Source organism: Pseudokineococcus lusitanus, from assembly GCF_003751265.1.
GTDB lineage: Bacteria > Actinomycetota > Actinomycetes > Actinomycetales > Quadrisphaeraceae > Pseudokineococcus > Pseudokineococcus lusitanus.
This window is the reverse complement of the sequence record NZ_RJKN01000008.1, coordinates 86,910-101,963: the sequence shown is the minus strand read 5'-3', so window position 1 is coordinate 101,963 and position 15,054 is coordinate 86,910. Positions and strand designations below refer to the sequence as shown.

The 15,054-nt window shown below is 76.6% G+C and carries 15 protein-coding genes; 6 read left to right on the top strand and 9 right to left on the bottom strand.

The window, feature by feature from the left end; all coding sequences use genetic code 11:
• Positions 1 to 69 precede the first annotated feature (69 nt).
• Genes EDC03_RS14700 through EDC03_RS14690 form a run of 3 tightly spaced genes read left to right on the top strand, consistent with a single transcriptional unit; the run spans position 70 to position 4,162 of the window.
• On the top strand, positions 70 to 1,239 hold the full coding sequence (locus EDC03_RS14700) for an acetamidase/formamidase family protein (protein WP_123381015.1): 1,170 nt from the start codon (positions 70 to 72) through the stop codon (positions 1,237 to 1,239).
• Positions 1,236 to 2,306, top strand: coding sequence for a GGDEF domain-containing protein (locus tag EDC03_RS14695; protein WP_123381014.1), 1,071 nt, complete (start codon positions 1,236 to 1,238; stop codon positions 2,304 to 2,306). The genes EDC03_RS14700 and EDC03_RS14695 overlap by 4 nt, the downstream gene beginning before the upstream one ends.
• Positions 2,303 to 4,162 carry a sensor domain-containing phosphodiesterase gene (locus EDC03_RS14690; RefSeq protein ID WP_123381013.1) on the top strand — a complete coding sequence of 620 codons (1,860 nt, stop codon included), beginning with the start codon at positions 2,303 to 2,305 and terminating at the stop codon, positions 4,160 to 4,162. Before EDC03_RS14695 ends, EDC03_RS14690 begins: the two co-directional genes overlap by 4 nt.
• Before the next feature lie 61 nt (positions 4,163 to 4,223).
• Here EDC03_RS14690 and EDC03_RS14685 read toward each other — a convergent pair whose 3' ends face one another.
• A complete protein-coding gene (locus tag EDC03_RS14685) occupies positions 4,224 to 4,586 on the bottom strand; it encodes a DNA polymerase ligase N-terminal domain-containing protein (protein ID WP_123381012.1) in 363 nt (120 codons plus the stop codon).
• An 85-nt stretch (positions 4,587 to 4,671) separates the two neighbouring features.
• Between EDC03_RS14685 and EDC03_RS14680 the strand changes: the two genes are divergently transcribed.
• Positions 4,672 to 5,187: a DUF2243 domain-containing protein gene (locus tag EDC03_RS14680; RefSeq protein WP_241967203.1), complete on the top strand. Its 516-nt coding sequence runs from the start codon at positions 4,672 to 4,674 to the stop codon at positions 5,185 to 5,187.
• A 6-nt stretch (positions 5,188 to 5,193) separates the two neighbouring features.
• A complete protein-coding gene (locus EDC03_RS14675; protein ID WP_123381010.1) occupies positions 5,194 to 6,021 on the top strand; it encodes a cytochrome c oxidase assembly protein in 828 nt (275 codons plus the stop codon).
• Here EDC03_RS14675 and EDC03_RS14670 read toward each other — a convergent pair.
• From EDC03_RS14670 to EDC03_RS14635, 8 genes are all read right to left on the bottom strand, one after another.
• Positions 5,978 to 6,976: an SDR family oxidoreductase gene (locus EDC03_RS14670; RefSeq protein WP_123381009.1), complete on the bottom strand. Its 999-nt coding sequence runs from the start codon at positions 6,974 to 6,976 to the stop codon at positions 5,978 to 5,980. The two genes, EDC03_RS14675 and EDC03_RS14670, sit on opposite strands and share 44 nt — an antisense overlap.
• Positions 6,977 to 6,995: 19 nt before the next feature.
• On the bottom strand, positions 6,996 to 8,333 hold the full coding sequence (locus tag EDC03_RS14665; RefSeq protein WP_123381008.1) for an ATP-binding protein: 1,338 nt from the start codon (positions 8,331 to 8,333) through the stop codon (positions 6,996 to 6,998).
• Positions 8,334 to 8,335: 2 nt separating this feature from the next.
• Complete coding sequence (locus tag EDC03_RS14660; RefSeq protein WP_123381007.1) at positions 8,336 to 9,157, bottom strand: SDR family oxidoreductase; 822 nt, start codon at positions 9,155 to 9,157, stop codon at positions 8,336 to 8,338.
• Between the two features lie 24 nt (positions 9,158 to 9,181).
• Positions 9,182 to 10,411 carry an MFS transporter gene (locus EDC03_RS14655; protein ID WP_123381006.1) on the bottom strand — a complete coding sequence of 410 codons (1,230 nt, stop codon included), beginning with the start codon at positions 10,409 to 10,411 and terminating at the stop codon, positions 9,182 to 9,184.
• Positions 10,412 to 10,466: 55 nt separating this feature from the next.
• Positions 10,467 to 11,489 carry an ABC transporter substrate-binding protein gene (locus tag EDC03_RS14650; protein ID WP_158674324.1) on the bottom strand — a complete coding sequence of 341 codons (1,023 nt, stop codon included), beginning with the start codon at positions 11,487 to 11,489 and terminating at the stop codon, positions 10,467 to 10,469.
• 87 nt (positions 11,490 to 11,576) lie between these two features.
• Positions 11,577 to 12,482, bottom strand: a complete 906-nt coding sequence (locus EDC03_RS14645) for an ABC transporter permease (protein WP_199720285.1) — start codon at positions 12,480 to 12,482, stop codon at positions 11,577 to 11,579.
• Positions 12,479 to 13,258 (bottom strand): ABC transporter ATP-binding protein, encoded by a 780-nt coding sequence (locus EDC03_RS14640; protein WP_123381004.1) that lies wholly within the window; start codon positions 13,256 to 13,258, stop codon positions 12,479 to 12,481. Before EDC03_RS14640 ends, EDC03_RS14645 begins: the two co-directional genes overlap by 4 nt.
• Positions 13,255 to 14,019, bottom strand: coding sequence for an isochorismatase family protein (locus tag EDC03_RS14635; RefSeq protein WP_123381003.1), 765 nt, complete (start codon positions 14,017 to 14,019; stop codon positions 13,255 to 13,257). Before EDC03_RS14635 ends, EDC03_RS14640 begins: the two co-directional genes overlap by 4 nt.
• Positions 14,020 to 14,340: 321 nt before the next feature.
• Here EDC03_RS14635 and EDC03_RS14630 point away from each other — a divergent pair, with 321 nt between their 5' ends.
• A complete protein-coding gene (locus EDC03_RS14630) occupies positions 14,341 to 15,048 on the top strand; it encodes a GntR family transcriptional regulator (RefSeq protein WP_158674323.1) in 708 nt (235 codons plus the stop codon).
• Positions 15,049 to 15,054: the final 6 nt, after the last annotated feature.

The following is a 15,054-nucleotide window of genomic DNA, read 5'->3' as shown; positions in this document are numbered from 1 at the left end:
CGGCTGCCGTGCCGCGGTGGGCATCCCGCCGGCTCGTGCCCGGCCGGGCCCGCGCCCTAGCGTCGCGGGATGGCCGTCCACGTCGTCCCGCACCGCGACGCGTCGCTCCACGGGCGCTTCGACGCCGACCTCCCGCCCCTGCTGGAGGTCGCGAGCGGCGACGTCCTCGTCCTGTCCACCGTCGACGCCGGATGGCACGCCGACGAGCAGGGCGACCTGCACGGACCCGACGCCGCGCCGGCGCCGCGCCCGGGCCGGGACCGCGAGCAGGACCCCGGGCACGCGCTCACCGGGCCCTTCGCCGTCGTGGGGGCCGAGCCCGGCACGGTGCTGGAGGTCCGGGTGCGCGCCCTCGAGCCCGGCGGCTGGGGCTGGACCCGGGCGGGCGGCTGGCCGAGCTGGTGCAACGACGCGCTCGGCGTCGCGGACGCCGACCCCGAGATGCTGCTCTGGCACCTGGCCTGGGACGCCGCCGCGGGCACCGGCACCGCGCGCGACCAGCACGGCGACGTCGTGGCGCTCCGGCCCTTCCTCGGCGTCGTCGGCGTCTGCCCCGCCGGACCCGGTCCCCGCAGCACGGTGCCCCCGCGCCGGACCGGCGGGAACCTCGACTGCCGCGAGCTCGTCGTCGGCAGCAGCCTCTTCCTGCCCGTCGAGGTGCCGGGGGCGCTGCTGTCGGTCGGGGACGGCCACGCGGCGCAGGGGGACGGCGAGGTCTCCGGCCTCGCCGTCGAGTGCCCGATGCGGCGCGTGGAGCTGGAGGTCGTGCTGCACACCGCCCCCTCGCCCGCCCTCGCCCGGACGCCACGCGCGACGACGCCGGCGGGCGACGTCACCTTCGGCGTGGACGCCGACCTCCGCCGGGCGACCGTCATGGCGCTCGACGGGATGGTCGAGCTGCTGCGCGAGCGGCACGGCCTCGGCCGCACCCGCGCGCTGGCCCTGGCGTCGGTGGCCGTGGACCTGCGGGTCACCCAGGTCGTCAACCAGGTGCACGGGGTCCACGCGGTCCTGCCGCCGGGCCGCCTGGTCGTCGGCGGGCGGTGCCGCCGACCGAGCAGGCCCTCGTCGCGGCACCGGGACCGGCGCCGGCTCGGTGGACCGGCGGCTGACCGCGGTGGTCCTGCTCCCCATGGCTCCTCGTGCCGACGACCGCTCAGGTGCTCGCCGCCCGGACCGATGGACCGCCACGACGGGACGCGGTCGAGCGGCCCGAGACGGAGCGGGGAGTCGGTGTGACGGGCGAGGAGCCGGTGGACGGGCTGCTGTCCTTCGAGGCCGCCAGCGCACGGGTGCTGTCGTGCCTGCAGGAGCAGCTGCCGCTCGGCATGTGGGCGATCACCCGCCGTGACGGCGAGGAGCAGGTCTTCGTCGACGTCCGCGACGACACCTTCGGCTTCGCCCCGGGCGACGTGGCCTCGTGGGAGGGCTCCCTGTGCCGACGGATGGTCGCCGGCGCACCCCGGCTGGCGCACGACACCGCCGCGGTCGAGGAGTACGCCGCGACGGCCCCGGTGCAGCAGTGGCCGGTCGGGGCCTACGTCGGCGCGCCGATCCGGCTCGAGGACGGGCACCTGTACGGGACGTTGTGCGGCTACCACCCCCGGTCCGTGGCCGCCGGGGAGGTCGAGCGGCTCGCGCCCGTCCTCGACCTGCTGGCCGACCTGCTCGCGCAGGTGCTGCTGTCCGAGCGGCTGCGGGCGCAGGCCCGGGAGCGGGAGGCCGAGCTGCACCGGCTGGCGACCCACGACGGGCTCACCGGCCTGGCCACCCGGGCGGTGTTCCACGACCGCCTGGCGCACGCGCTGGACCTGCACCGCTCCGACGGACGGGCTATCACGGTGCTGCTGATGGACCTCGACGACTTCAAGGGCGTCAACGACACGCACGGGCACGCCGTCGGCGACGACCTGCTGGTGCAGGTCGCCGCCCGGTGGGCGGCGATGGTCAGCCCCGGCAACACCCTCGCGCGCCTCGGCGGCGACGAGTTCGCCCTGCTGGTCGAGGACGACACCCCGCTCGAGCGGATCACCGCGGTCGCCCGGGGCGTGCTGGCCGGCCAGAGCTACGACGTCGCGGGCGCCCCGCGGACGGTCGGCGTCAGCGCCGGCCTGGTGCACCTGGACGCGACCACGCCGCCCACCACGGCGGCGGAGGTGCTGGTGCGTGCGGACACGGCGATGTACGCCGCCAAGCGCTCCGGCAAGCACCACCTCGTCGTCCACGAGCCGGCCGTGCGGGACACGGCGCACCGCATCCCCTCCCAGCCGGCGCCGGGCCGGCCGTCCCCGACGAGGGCGGCATGAGCCCGGCGGCCGAGGAGCTGGTCCCCGTCGTGGACGGGGTCGTCTCGATCGCCGGCGAGGAGTCCGAGCGCGGCGTGCTGGAGCGTCTGGTCGACGTCGCCCGCACCCTCACGGCCGCGCGCTTCGGCGTCGCGCTGCTGGTCGGCGCCGACGGGGCCCCGTCGGCGCTGGCCCACCAGGGCATGACGTCGACCGAGGTCTCGGTGCTGCCGCACCTGCCCCGGCCCGTCGGGCTGGTGGGGGTGGTGCTGACCGGCAGGACGCTGCGGCTGGACGACATGCGGACCCATGCCGAGGCGGTCGGGCTGCCCTCGGCGCACACCCCGATGGCGGCGCTGCTGGCCCTGCCCGTCACGCACGACGGCGTCGTGCTCGGCGCGCTCTACCTGACCCGCCCCCCGGGCCACGGCACCTTCGACGACACCCACGAGGCGCTGGCCCGTGCCCTGACGCGTCAGGCCGCCGTCCGTGTCACGTCGCTGCGGGCCCGGCAGCGGGCCCTCGAGGTCGTCGACGTCCTCGCCCCCCTCGCCGGCGGCGGCCGCCCCGGCGACCGCTCCGGCACCGCACCGGGCGAGGCCTCCACGGCGACCTCCCCGGTGGTGCGGCGGCTGCTGGCCGCCGGACGCGCGACCACCGGCCTGGAGGTCACCGCGCTGTCCACGCTCGAGGGCGGCACCCAGACCTTCACCGTCGTCGAGGCCGGCCCCGACGTCGGTCCGGCCCTGCAGGGGCTCGTCGAGGGCAGCAGCCTCGACGCGGCGGACGGCTACTGCAGCCGCGTGCTGGACGGCACGCTGCCCGCCTCGGTGGCCGACGTCCGCAGCCACCCCACCCTGGCCTCCCTGCCGGTCACGAAGGCCTTCGGGGTCGGCGCCTACTGCAGCGTCCCCGTGCACCTGCCCGACGGCACCCTCTACGGGACGGTCTGCGGCGTCGGGTCCACCGCGTCGACGCCGCTGACCCCCGGCCAGCTCGGCGCCCTGCAGACCATCGCCGATCTCGTCGGCGCCCACGTCGCGCAGGAGCTCGAGCAGCACCGGCGCCGCGAGGACGAGCGCCGCACCTTCACGCCTCATCTGGACGGGCGACGTCGCACCCTCGTCCTGCAGCCGATCGTCGACCTCGCCACCGGCGACGTCGCCGGCCACGAGGCGCTGTCCCGCTTCACCGACCCCGCCGGCGCCCCCCGGCGTCCCGACCACGTGTTCGCCGACGCCGCCGACCTCGGCCTGGGCGTCGAGCTGGAGCAGGCCGCCGCCGCCGACGCCCTCGCCCTGCTCCCCCACCTGCCCACCGGCCAGTACCTGTCGGTCAACCTCTCGGCCGCCGCCCTGCTGCACCCCGCCACCCACGACCTCCTCGCCGACGCCCTCGACCCCGCCCACCCCCGCCGCCTGGTCGTCGAGCTCACCGAGCACGACCGGGTCCAGGACTACCCCACGCTCCTGACCGCCCTCGCCGGCCTCCGGGCCCGAGGCCTCCTGCTGGCCATCGACGACACCGGCGCCGGTTACGCCAGCCTCCAGCACCTGACCCGGCTCGAGCCCGACGTCATCAAGCTCGACATCGCCTTCGTCCGCGCCGTCCACACCGACCCCGCCCGCCGTGCCATCGCCCGCGCCGTCATCGGCCTGTCCCACGAGCTCGGCGCCACCTGCGTCGCCGAGGGGGTCGAGGACGCCGCCGAGCTCGCCGAGCTCCGCCTCCTCGGCGCCACCCACGCGCAGGGCTTCCACCTCGCCCGCCCCGCGCCGCCGGACCTCCCCGGACCGGCGGGCACGGGCGTCCCCCGCCCCCGGGCTCCCGCCGCCCTCCGCACGACGCCGGCGGCGAGCGCCCCACCCGCGCCCTGACGGCGACGGTCGCGGGAGGTCCGTCCGCCGCCGAGGGCTCGGACGGGTGCCGCCGCCGGGCTCACGGCTGCTGCGTCGTCAGCAGGAGCAGCCAGTCCCGCGACGTCCGGACGAGCGCGTAGCGTCGCGGCGCGCCCCGGCCGTGGAGGGTGAGGACGAGACGCCGCTCGTCGCGGCTGTGCTCCTCCCACCAGCCGGTGTCGGCGACGGACTTGTCGTCGTCCTCGTACGCCAGGTGGTCGAGGTCGTGGTCCGGCACGGCGACCGCGAGCCGCCGGTCGCCCGCCCGCCCCGGCAGGCCCCGCGGCAGCGCCCAGGAGCGCAGGACGCCGTCCTCCTCGAGCCGCAGGTCGAGGTGGTGGGTCGGCCGGCGGTGGTCGTGGAGGACGAAGGACGGCCGCACCGTCGTCCCGTCACCGCCCACGCCCCCATGGTCGCCGCGGCGTGGTCGGATGGCCCAGCGGCGGCGTCCAGCACGGCGGCCCGGCGCCGACGGCAGGAGATCACTCGTGACGAGCACCTCCGGCAGCGCCTCCTCCGGCCGCGCCGTCCGCGCCCGCGGCGGACCCGCCGACCCGTGGCGGCGGACGACGGCAGCGGGCGTCCTGCTGGGTGCGGGCGTCGCGGCGTCCGTCGTCGACCTGCTCGTGCTGCACCTGCTCCTGCAGTGGCACCACTTCTACGACCGCTCGACGACGGCCGTCGCGGTCGCCTCGGACGGCGTCCTCCACGCGCTCGGCTGGACGGCGACCGTCTGGGGCCTCGTGCTCCTGCTCGACGTGCGACGGCGCGGGCCCGTGCCGCGCGGGCGGTGGTGGGGCGGCGTCCTCGTCGGCCTCGGCGGGTTCCAGCTCGTCGACGGCGTCGTCGACCACAAGCTCCTGCGCCTGCACCAGGTCCGCTACGACGTCGAGGACCTGGTGGTCTACGACGTCGTGTGGATCGGGTCGGCGGTGCTCGTGCTCGCGGCGGGGCTGGTCGTGCTGCGCCGCGCCGGGCGGTCGGCCGCCCGCGGCGACGGCTGAGACGCCGTGCACCACCACGGCTCCGGGCCCGCGGGCGGCGTCGTCGTCCTCGACGCCGTCACCGCCGCCGCCCTCGTCGGCGCGGGCGCGCTGCTGGCCGTGGCGGTCGTCCGCGCCCGGCGCCGCGGGCCGTGGCCGGCGCACCGGACGGCGCTCCTCGCCCTCGGGCTCGTCTGCGTCGCCGCGGCTCTCGTCGGCCCGCTCGCCGTCGCCGCCCGCACGGGCTCCTCGGCCTTCACCGCGCACATGGCCGGGCACCTCCTCCTCGGGATGCTCGGGCCGCTGCTGATCGTGCGCGGGGCGCCCGTCACGCTCGCGCTGCGGGCGCTGCCCGTCGGGCCCGCACGTCGTCTCGTCCGTGCGCTGCGGAGCCGCCCGGTCCGCCTGCTGACCCACCCCGTCGTCGCCGCCGTCCCGGCCACGGGCGGGCTGTGGGTGCTCTACGGCACCGACCTGCTCGCGCTGACGCACACCTCGCCGCCCGTCGCCGCAGCGGTCCACGCCCACGTCCTCGTCTCGGGGTGCGTGCTCACGGCGTCGCTCGTGGGCGTCGACCCCGACCCGCACCGGGCGCCCGTCCCCCTCCGCGCCGCGGTGCTCGCGGCCTCGCTCGCCGCGCACACCGTCCTGGCCCAACGCCTCCGGACGGACCCGCCGGCCGGCGTCGGGCCCGCCGAGGCCGAGACCGGGGCGCTGCTCATGCTCTACGGCGGCGAGGTGGTGGACGTCGCGCTCGTCGCCCTCGTCGCCGCCGGCTGGTACCGGGCGACGGCGCCCCCGCGGGTGCCGGTCAGAGCGCGCGCGGGCGGTACGCCTCGACCAGCCGGTCCATGACGTCGTCCATGTGCGGGTCCACCACCCGGCGGGCCGGGTCCTCGTCGTGCCACGCCACCACCTCGCGCGCCCCGCGCGAGAACGGCGTGGTGGCCACGAAGTCGGGCACGAGCGTCCTCAGCAGGCTGTTGTCGAAGACCATCGAGTGGGACTTGTCGCCGAGCAGGCCGGCGCCCCACTCGGCGTCGACGGCGGCGACGGCGTCCGACGGCACGTGGACGAGCCGGGGCTCGATCCCCGCGGCCTCGCCGACGGTCCGGAAGATCTCGTCCCACGGCAGCGCCTCGTCCGAGGTGATGTGGACGGCCTGCCCGAGCGCGTGGCGGTTGCCGAGGAGGCCGACGAAGCCGCGCGCGAAGTCGCGGTGGTGCGTGAGGGTCCACAGCGAGGTGCCGTCGCCGTGGACGACGACCTCCTTGCCCCGGCGCATGCGGTCGACGACGGTCCACCCGCCGTCGAAGGGCAGCAGCGTCCGGTCGTAGGTGTGCGACGGCCGCACGACCGTGACGGGGACGCCCTGCTCGCGGTACGCCGTCGTCAGCAGGTCCTCGCAGGCGATCTTGTCGCGGCTGTACCGCCAGAACGGGTTGCGCAGCGGCGTCGACTCGACGACCGGCAGGCGCGCGGGCGGCGTCTGGTACGCCGAGGCCGAGCTGATGAACACGTACTGCCCGGTGCGGCCGGTGAAGACGTCCAGGTCGGTGCGCACGTGCTCCGGCGTGAAGGCCACCCAGTCGACGACGACGTCGAACTCCTCGTCCCCCAGCGCCTCCCGCAGTGCGGCGGGGTCGCGGACGTCCGCGTGGAGCACTCGCGCGGCCTCCGGCAGCGGCCGCGTCGAGGTCTGCCCGCGGTTGAGGACCGTGAGGTCGACGCCGCGCTCGACGGCGAGCGCGGAGCAGGCCGAGCTGATGATGCCGCTGCCGCCGAGGAACAGGACCTTGAGGTCGCTCATCCCCGCACGCTAGGGGCGCTCAGAGGTAGCTGCCGGTCAGCGGCTCGGCCCGCCACCGCCCCTCGGCCACGACGGCGAGCACCCGCTGCGTCGTCAGGCCCCGCCCGTGCGCGAGCACCGCGCGGCGCACGACCTCGCGCAGGTCCGCGCCGGTCACCCCGGCGGGCAGCGCGGCGGCGACCGTCGTGGTGTCGACGCGGGCGCCGTCGTCGAGCGCGACCCGCGCCAGGTACCGGTCGAGGATGCGCGCCGACGCCGCGGCGTCCGGCGGGTCGAGCGTGATGACGCTGTCGAAGCGGGCCGAGCGCGTCACCGCCGCGTCGAGGGCGGAGGGGTCGTTGGTCGAGGCGATCGTGAGGACGTCGGTGTACGGCTCGGTGCCGTCGAGCACCGCGAGGAAGTCCGCGAGCGCGGTGCCGCGGGCGCCCGCGCGGCGGTCGCCGAGGTAGAGGTCGACGTCCTCGAGCACGACGACGCACGGCCCGAGGTCCGCGGTCTCCCGGTAGACCTGCCGCAGCACCGTCGAGGCGGCCGCCGCGTCGACGACGACGACCGTGAAGTCGCCCGCCATCTCCCGGGCGACCACCCGGCTGAGGGCGCTCTTGCCCACGCCGGGCGGGCCGGCCAGCAGGACACCGCGGTTCGTGCCGAGGCCCGCCTCGCGCAGGACGTCGGCGCGGGTGGTGAGGGCGGACACGGCGGCGTCGACCTCCGCCCACACGGCCGCGGGCAGGACCAGGTCGTCGCGCCCGCCCGGCCCGAGCGTCGTGGGCTCCAGCTCGAGCGGCAGGCGGGAGCCGGCGTGGAGGACCCGGCCGCGGAAGAAGCCCTTGTCCCTCCGCGCCGTCGCGAGGACGTCGTCGACGAGCGCCCGCGCCGCCGCGTGGTCGGCGGGCCGGGCGAGGACCCGCAGCGACGCGGGCTCGGGGTCGAACTCGTTGCGCACCAGCTGGAGGACGACGTCGACCGGCGCCGCCGTCCCCGCCGGCAGCGCGACGGCCGCCGACGTGGGGACCGACACGTGGTCGCCGTCGAGCTCGATCCGCGTCCACGTCGGCGCCTCGCCGTCCTCGACGGGGCCGAGCACCGCGGTCGGGTGCGCGGCGACGAGGTCGGCGACGACGGCCCCGACCGACACGGACTGCGTGTGCGTGAGGTCGACCCGCTCGAGGACGAGGGAGGTGTGCGGCTGCCCGAGGTGCGCCTCGACGAAGCCGCCCGCGGTCGCGGACCCGCGCCGGGCGCCCGTCAGCAGCTCGCCGAGGACGGTGAGCGTCCGGCGGACGTGCTCGGGCTCGGCGTCGAGGCGGGCGCCGACCGGGTCCTGCCCGTCCGTGCCCGCCGTGAGGTCGGCCACCCTCAGCCGCCGGCCTTCTCGGCGACCGGCTGCCAGGCGCGCCACGTCTCCAGGCGCGAGGCGTAGTCGGCCTCGGCGATGGCGAGCGGTGCGGCGCCGAGGAAGACGCGCAGCGGCGGCTCGTCGGCGTCGACGACCTGCAGGACCGCGGCGGCCGAGGCCCTCGGGTCGCCGGGCGCCGACGTCCGCTGCGAGCGCGCCTGCTGCGCGGCCTCGCGGACGCCGTCGTACGCGGGGAGCGCCTCGGCGTGGCGGGCCGACGAGCCGCCCCAGTCGGTGGCGAAACCACCGGGCTCGACGAGGGTGACGTGGATGCCGAAGGACGAGACCTCCTGGGCCAGCGACTGGCTCAGCCCCTCCAGCGCCCACTTGCTCGCGTGGTACATCCCCACGTTCTGGAAGGCGCTGATGCCGCCGATCGACGAGACCTGCAGCACGTGCCCGCTGCCCTGGGCCCGCAGCTGCGGCAGCACCGCCTGGGTGACCCACAGCGCGCCGAAGAGGTTGACCTCCATCTGCTGCCGCGCGTCGTCCTCGCTCAGCTCCTCGACCATGCCGAACTGGCCGTAGCCCGCGTTGTTGACGACGACGTCGAGCCGCCCGAAGCGCGCGACCGCCGCGTCGACGGCCGGCTGCACCGCGGCGCGGTCGGTGACGTCGAGCGCCAGCGGCAGGACGCGGTCGCCGAAGCGGGTCGCGAGGTCCTCGAGGGAGGAGACGTCGCGGGCCGTGGCGGCCACGGAGTCGCCCCGCTCGAGCGCGGCGGTCGCCCACTCGCGGCCGAAGCCGCGGGAGGTGCCGGTGATGAACCAGGTCTTCGCCATGGGCACCGCAGCGCTCGGGCGGGCTCAGGCCTTCCCCGCGGGGACGCCGACCACGGGCGCCGCGGTCGGGGGACCGCCGTCGGAGGTCCCGGCTGCGCCTCCGCCGCCGGCGCGACGCCGACCACGTCCCAGCACCGCGAAGACGACGGCGGCGGCCACGGGCACGAGGCCGAGGGCGACGACGGCGACCTCCCAGCGCCCGGCGCCCACGAGCGCCCCGAGGAGCAGGGGACCGACGAGCGTGCCGACGTCCCCGCTGGTGCGGTAGACGCCCACGGCGGTGCCCCGCCGCCCGGGGGGCGCGTGCTCGGCGAGGGCGGCCCCGACCGCCGGGCCGGCCGCGGTCGTCAGCACGCCGACGAGCACGACGGCCGCCACGAGCTGGGCCGGGCGCTGCGACCCGAGCAGGAGCAGGCACGAGGCCCCGAGGAGCAGGACGGCCACGGGGACGACGCGGGCCCGTCCCGCCCGTCGGCTGACCGCGGCGGCGACGGGCAGGAGGACGAGGCCCAGGACGGTGACGCCCCCCATGACGAGACCCAGCTGTCCCGGCGTCATGCCCGCCTCCTCGTAGGCGAGGACGGGGGCGAGGTACTGCATCCCGCCGAAGCGGACGAGGAAGACCGCCAGGCCCACGACGCAGACGGCGACCAGCCCGCGCGACCACAGCCGCTGCCGCGGCCGGTCCTCCCCCGGTACGGCCGGCGCGGCGGTGGGCACCTCGCGCGCCGGGAGCGGACGGGTGCACCCCACGAGCACCGTCGCCAGGAGGAGACCACCGGCCACGACGAAGGGGAGACGGGCGTCGACCGCCACGGTGAGGCCGCCGACGACGGGTCCCACGGAGCCCCCGGCCAGCTGGAACGCCTGCAGCGACGACATCGTCCTGTCCCACCGCGCTGGCGCGGTCTCGGAGAGGACGAGCTGCCCGACCGTGATGGCGACGCCGCCAGCGGCACCGGTGAGCAGGCGGACGACGAGCAGCTGGGGGGTCGTCTGGACGAGGGCGGTGAGCAGCGTCAGCACCGCGACGACGGCCACGGAGGAGAGCAGGAGCGCCCGGTGCCGGTCGAGGCGCTGGGCCAGCAGGCCCCCGGGGACGTTCGTGAGGAGCCGGCCGACGCCGAAGACGGCCACCGCGGCGCCGAGGGCCGCCGGCGAGGCGCCCAGCCCGTCGGCGTAGACGGGCAGGACCGGGACGACCAGGCCCCACGTCATCTGCGTCGAGGCCACGAGGAGGCACACCAGCAGCACGCCGGGCGGGGAGGTCTCCCTCCCCGCCCGGCGAAGACGACCCGGTGCCCGGTCCTCAGGCACCGTCGTCGAGGTCGTCGACGAAGCGCATGTCGACGAGCTCGTCGAAGGTCACCGGGTCGGCCGCGTCGTCGAGGACGCCGGAGGCACGGACGACCTCGAGGGCCGTCTCCACGGAGGCCTCGCTGACCCGGCCGTCGAACTCCCAGATCTCGTCGGCGTAGGAGCGCTCGAGGGTCTCGGCCAGCACGGCCGGGTCGAGCGTCGGGAACTCGGCGGCGGCCACCCCCTCGGCCGCCGCCGGGTCGTCTTCGACGAGCGCGAGCGCCCTCGCCATCGCGCGGGTGAAGGCGGCCGCCGTCGCCGGGTCCTCCTCGACGGAGCTCTGGAGCACGTTGAGGGTCGAGTAGGCGTAGTCCCCGAGCCCCTGCGGGACGTTGTAGACGGGCTCGCCCCAGATGCCCTGCGCGATCCCCTGCCCGAGCACCGGCTCGGCGACGACGGCGAGGTCGGCCCGGCCCTGCTCGACGATCGACAGCACGGCCGAGGCGTCGGCCGACTCGACGAGCGTGACGTCGTCCTCGCCGAGGTCGCTCTCGGCCATGAGGTAGCGGGTGATCGAGTTCGGCGTCCCGCCGTAGGCGCCGGTGGCGACCGTCGCCCCGCGCAGGGCTTCGGCGAGGTCGTCGGGCACCTCGGCGCCGGCGGCGGCGACGAGGTACACGTTGCCGCGGTTGACGACGTTCCCGATGGCCCGCAGCTGGGCGTCCCCGGAGGCGCGGGCCGCGGCGAGCGCGTTGTGCTCGGGACCGCCGATGAAGGCCCACGCCTCCCCCGTGAGCACGGCGTTGGTGTGGGCGCTGCCGCCCTGGAGCGTGACCACCTCGACGTCGAGCCCCTCCTCCGCGAAGAAGCCCTCGGCCTGCGCCACGTAGAGCGGGAGGTACCCGAGGCTGTGGACGGGCTCGGCGACGGTGAGGGTCGTCGTCCCGTCGGCGCCCTCCGCCGCGGCGGTGGGGCGCTGCGGGCTGCAGGCGGTCGTGGTGACGGCCAGCGCGGCGACGGCGAGGAGGGCCACCGCCGCCCCTCGGTGGCGACGGGGGACGGGCGGGGACGGGACGGGCAGCGGACGACGCACGGGTGCTCCTCGGGGAGGGGGTGCCGCTCAGCGGCTGACGTGGAGGGAGGCCAGGAACTTCCGCTCGACGGCGCCGACGACGGCGTAGAGCACCATCGACAGGGCGGCGAGGACGGCGATCCCGACCCAGATGAGGGAGATCTCGTAGGTGCTGCCGGCGTACTGGATCATCCGGCCGATGCCCTGGGTGGCGCCGATGTACTCGCCGACGATGGCGCCCGACAGGGCGAGCCCGATGGTGACCCGCAGGCCCGAGACGACCCAGGGCAGCGTCGTCGGCACGACGACCTTGGCGAAGACCTGCCGCCGGCTCGCGCCCACCGAGGCGAGCATCCGCGTGAGGTCGGGGTCGACCGACTTGACGCCGGAGTAGGTGTTGAGGGCCTGGACCACGACGACGAGCGCGGTGGCCATGGCGACCTTCGACGAGATGCCGATGCCGAGGACCAGCACGACGATCGGCGCGAGCGCGAGCTTCGGCATGGCCTCGAAGGCGACGACGAAGGGCTCCGCGACGGCCGCGTAGCGCCGGGACCACCAGAACGACAGGCCCACCGCCACCCCGACGAGCGTCCCGATCGCGAAGCCGAGCAGGGTGGCGGAGAAGGTGTAGGCGGTGTCGAGGAGGACGGTGCCCTCCGTCACGGCCGTGACGCCGGTGGCCCAGATCTGCGAGGGCATGCTGTAGAAGAACGGGTCGACCACGCCGGTCCGGGCAGCCAGCTCCCACCCGCCGACGAGGGCGACGAGGGCCAGCACGCGCAGCGCGGGCACGAGCAGCCGCGGCTCCGGCCGCGGGGCGGGCGGCGCCGGGCGTGGGCGGGGCGGCGGCGTCAGGCGCTCGAGGTCCTGCATCGTGTCGCGCACGTCGGCGGACACGGGCGCGTGGCCGACCGCCGCGCCGTCCGGGCGCGTCTGGGTCGGGGCGCTCATGCCGCCACCCGTCCGGCCGGGGCGTGGTCGAGCAGGTCCAGGGCCTGCGCGCGCAGCTCGACGAAGCGTCGGGACGTGACGACGGAGGGCTTGCGGGGACGCTCCAGGTCGATCTCCAGCCGCCCCACGACGCGGCCGGGGCGGGGCGACATCACGTAGACGACGTCGGAGAGGTAGACGGCCTCCTCGATGTCGTGGGTGACGAAGAGCACCGTCTTGCCGAGGTCGTCCCAGAGGTCGAGCAGCCACTCCTGCATCTGCGCCCGGGTGAAGGCGTCCAGGGCGCCGAAGGGCTCGTCGAGGAGGAGCACCTGGCGGTTGGTGAGGATGGTGCGCAGGAGCGCGGCCCGCTGGCGCATGCCGCCCGACAGCTCGGCGGGGTAGCGCCCGGCGAAGTCGCCGAGCCCGTAGTGCTGCAGGAGGCGACGGGCGATGCCCTCCCGCTCGCGCCGGCCGACGCCCGCGACCTCGAGCCCGAGGACGACGTTGGCGAGCACGGTCCGCCACGGCAGCAGCAGGTCCTTCTGGAGCATGTAGCCCACCCGGCCCTGCTGCCCGGTGCAGTCCTCCCCGTCGAGGAGGACACGCCCCTCGGTCGGGCGGTCGAGCCCGGCGATGATGCTGAAGAGCGTGCTCTTGCCGCAGCCGCTCGGGCCGATGATCGAGGTGAAGGAGCCCGGGGGCACGTCCACGACGGCGTCCTCGAGGGCGACGACGACACCTCCCTCCGCGGTCGTGAAGCGCCGCGTCAGGTGCTCGACCGCGAGCCCCGTCACCGCACCGCCCCGGCGGGCTCCGGCGCCGCGGGCGTGGCCACGGCCGGCGCGACACGACCGGGGAAGACCTCCGTCGGGAGGCCGGCCAGGTGCTCCAGGACCTCCTGCAGCGGCAGGACGTCGGCGTACTTGGCGTCCATGTCGAAGAGGTTGAGGGCGTGCGAGGCCTGCCCGCGGTCGAAGCACCCCTCCTCGACGACGACGACGTTGAAGTTGTGCGAGAAGGCGTCGACGACCGTCGCGCGCACGCACCCGCTCGTCGTCGTGCCGACGACGAGGAGGTCCTCGACGCCCAGCTCGAGCAGCAGGGCGAGCAGCCCCGTGCCGAAGAAGGCGCTCGGCTTGCTCTTGCGCAGCAGGACGTCCCGCTCCTGGGGCGCGATCTCCGCGACGACGTCGCTGCCGACGAAGCCGGGGACGCCGGCCGTCTCCCCGACGCGGCTGCTGCGCCACATGCCCCGGCCGAGGCCGTCGGGCCGGGGCTCCTCGCTCGTCGAGTAGAAGATGGGCAGCGAGTGGTCGCGGGCGGCCTCGAGCAGCGTCGCGATGGCGGCGACGCCGTCCCACCCCTCCTCGCCGCAGCTGTTGCGCCAGGTCTTGGCCGACTCGAGGACCGGCGCACGCTCGTGGCCCACGAAGTCGTAGTTGACGTCGATGACGACGATGGCGGGCCGCGAGCCGAGGGGCCGCCTCGCCCCGTAGCCCGCCGTCGCGTAGACGGCACGGTCACGCTCGGTCAGGTACTCGTCCCACACGGCCACGGGGCCCTCCTCCGGTCGGCGTCCGGCGGACCACGTCGGCCCACCGGTGCCGCCACCCGCGGTCGTTGCCGCGGGCGACGTCTGACGAGGACGCTAGGAACGGCGCGTCACACCGCTGTTTCGCCGGCGCACGCCGCGGTTACGCCGTTCGCAGCGGCCGGCGCAGCGCGCTGAGCTGCGACGACGCCGTCCCGACCGGGCGTCCCGCCGCGTCACCGGCGTGAAACACCGGCCCGGCACACTCCGGGCATGTCGCCGGCAGACGGACGTCGGGCCCCGGGACGCGGGCCGCGGGCGGTCCCGCGCGGTCCCCGCTCCGACGTGGCCACCTCCGCCGCGGACCTGCGCGACGTCCTGCGCGCCGAGGTGCTGGACCCGTCCGGCGGCGACCGCCTCCTGCCGGACGAGCGGACCCTCCAACGGGTCTACGGGGCGAGCCGGGGCGCCGTCCGGGGCGCCCTCGACCTGCTCCGCGCCGAGGGCCTCGTCACGCGCCAGCCGGGGCAGGGCACCTCGGCCGTCGGGCGGGGCGCCCACCACCGGGTCGACGACCTGCGCAGCATCAGCACCCTCGGCGGGCCGGTGCGTCACGAGGTCGTGCTGCGTCGCACCGTGACGGCGCAGGGCCCGGTCGCCGCGCTGCTCGACCTGCCCGCCGGGGCGCCGGCCCTCCGTCTCGACCGCCGCACCGTCGCGGGAGGGGAGCCAGTGGGGGCGTGGACGTCCTACCTGCCCCTCGAGGTCGCCGCCCCCCTGCTGGAGTGCCCGGCCTCGGACCTCGTCGGCGACTACTACGAGGCGCTCGAGCGCGTCCTCGGCGTGGCCTGCGACCACGAGGACCTCACGACGGAGGCGGTCGCGGCGGACGACGTCGTGGCCGGCGTCCTCGGCGTGGCGGTGGGCGTCCCGGTGCTCCGCCTGGAACGGGTGCTCCGCCTCGCGGACGGGCGACCGCTCGAGTTCGGCGTCGGGCGTTTCCGCGGGGACCGGCTGCGGCTGTCCGTGCGGCGACGGCGCGGCGGCGCCTGACGGCGA